At 71.1% G+C, this 1407-nt stretch carries 3 protein-coding genes; all 3 read right to left on the bottom strand.

The window, feature by feature from the left end; translation table 11 throughout:
* Positions 1–209: homocysteine S-methyltransferase family protein (locus IF73_RS38385; protein WP_037881823.1), on the bottom strand; the 209-nt coding region annotated here is incomplete at its 3' end.
* Positions 206–1189 (bottom strand): carbohydrate kinase family protein, encoded by a 984-nt coding sequence (locus tag IF73_RS0136985; protein WP_031015892.1) that lies wholly within the window; start codon positions 1187–1189, stop codon positions 206–208. The genes IF73_RS0136985 and IF73_RS38385, both read right to left, overlap by 4 nt.
* 91 nt (positions 1190–1280) lie before the next feature.
* On the bottom strand, positions 1281–1407 hold a 127-nt coding region (locus tag IF73_RS40830), incomplete at its 5' end, for a methionine adenosyltransferase domain-containing protein (RefSeq protein WP_158822278.1).

Raw genomic sequence — 1407 nt, 5'->3', positions numbered from 1 at the left:
CCCGCCGCGAAGTACTCACGGTGCACCGAGGCGACGATGTCCGGCCGGGTCAGGCTCAGGATCTCGTTGCAGCCCTCCAGGTTCTGGAAGTCCTCCAGGCTCGGCTCCTGGGCCTGCAGCATGGTGCCCATGGCCCCGTCGGCGACGACGACACGGCTGGCGAACGCCTCGCGGAGGGCGGCGGCACGGCTCCGGCTGTCCGCGGTCATGACGGTTCGCCGAGTACGGGGGCGAGTCGCTGGGCCGCGTCGGGTCCGTATGTGGTCTCGACGAGGGCGGCGAGGCGCCGGCGATCCGGTGTGTAGGTCTGTGAGCCCACCGTGCCCAGGGCGAGGGTGGCGAGTGCGCAGCCGAGGTGGGCGGCCGACCGCAGGGGCAGCCGGTGGCTGATGGCCGTCAGGAAGCCGGCGCGGAAGGCGTCGCCTGCTCCGGTGGGGTCCACCGTGGTGGCGCCGCTTGTGGCGGGGACGACGAGGGGTGGGTGTCCGCGGCGTTCGATGCGTACTCCGCGTGCGCCGAGGGTGGTGACCCAGGTGTCGACCTTCGTGAGGACTTCGGCGGTGTCCCAGGCGGTGCGTTCCTTCAGCAGTGCGGCTTCGTACTCGTTGGTGAACAGCCAGGTGGCGCCGTCGACGAGTGCACGGACCTGGTCGCGGTCGAGGCGGGCGAGCTGTTGGGAGGGGTCGGCCGCGAAGGGGATCGCCGCGTCGCGGGCCTGGGCGGTGTGGCGGAGCATGGCCGACGGGTCGTCGGAGGAGATGAGGACGAGGTCCGGCTGCTCGGTCGGGGTGCCGAGGGCACGCAGGTCGATGTCGGCGGCTTCCGCCATCGCGCCCGAGTAGAACGAGGCGATCTGGTTGCCGTCGTCGTCGGTGATGCACATGAACCGGGCCGTCTGGCGTTGCGCGGAGACGCGTACGCCTCCGGTGTCGACGCCGTGTTCCTTGAGCCACACCCCGTACTCGGCGAAGTCCGTTCCGACGGCGCCGACGAGCAGGGGTGTCATGCCCAGGCAGCCGAGTCCGAAGGCGATGTTGGCTGCCACGCCGCCTCGGCGGACTTCGAGCCGGTCCACGAGGAAGGAGAGCGAGAGGTGGGCCAGCTGGTCGGGCAACAACTGGTCCCTGAACCGGCCGGGGAAGACCATCAGATGGTCCGTGGCGATGGATCCTGTCACCGCGATGCGCACGAGAACTCCTTGGGTCGCTTCGGTCGCCGATCACCGGGTGGTGTGCTGCCGGCCGTGGTGACGGCGCACCACGGCCGGGCACGCGGCGGGGTCAGATGCCGGCGGCGGACCTGAGTCGTTCGGCGCGGTCGGTGCGTTCCCAGGTGAAGTCGGGGAGTTCGCGGCCGAAGTGGCCGTACGCGGCGGTCTGCGCGTACACCGGGCGCTTGAGGTCGAGG

The organism is Streptomyces sp. NRRL F-5727, from assembly GCF_000719555.1.
GTDB lineage: Bacteria > Actinomycetota > Actinomycetes > Streptomycetales > Streptomycetaceae > Streptomyces.
Note: the sequence above shows the minus strand (reverse complement) of the source record. Positions and strands in the feature narration are given on the sequence as shown.